At 48.8% G+C, this 555-nt stretch carries 2 tRNA genes and 1 rRNA gene; all 3 read left to right on the top strand.

Features of this window, described 5'->3' with window-relative positions:
• Positions 1 to 87: ribosomal RNA gene (gene rrf, locus C162_RS34880) — 5S ribosomal RNA — on the top strand; the annotation flags it as partial.
• 47 nt (positions 88 to 134) lie between these two features.
• Positions 135 to 211 (top strand) — tRNA-Ile (locus tag C162_RS32220).
• Between the two features lie 29 nt (positions 212 to 240).
• Positions 241 to 316 (top strand) — tRNA-Ala (locus C162_RS32225).
• The last annotated feature ends 239 nt before the right edge of the window (positions 317 to 555 follow it).

Genomic DNA, 555 nt, shown 5'->3' on the forward strand with positions numbered 1-555 from the left:
GTACCCATCCCGAACACGACCGTTAAGCCCTCCAGCGCCGATGGTACTTGGACCGAAGGGTCCTGGGAGAGTAGGACGCCGCCAAGCGAACAATCAATTCATTGATTGCTTCACTACTGTATGTTTTGTTATATGGGCTTTTAGCTCAGTTGGTTAGAGCGCACCTCTGATAAGGGTGAGGTCGGTGGTTCGAGTCCACCAAGGCCCACCATATAACAATCTTGAATTGAATACCTATTTGGGGCCATAGCTCAGCTGGGAGAGCGCCTGCCTTGCAAGCAGGAGGTCAGCGGTTCGATCCCGCTTGGCTCCACCAATTATTCTTTACAACAGTATATGCAACATCTTGATCCTTGAAAACTGGATACCGAAACGAATTTGCGTTTAGAATATTCCTTTAAGCTGAACTTGTGTAAACAAGTTTTGAATTAATGGCGATACTAGCGATTTTCCTTAGGGAAAACGCATTGGTTAAGCTACTAAGAGCACACGGAGGATGCCTAGGCGCCAGGAGCCGACGAAGGACGTGGCGAACAACGAAACTGCCTCGGGGAG

This window comes from Paenibacillus sp. FSL R7-269, from assembly GCF_000517865.1.
GTDB lineage: Bacteria > Bacillota > Bacilli > Paenibacillales > Paenibacillaceae > Paenibacillus_AQ.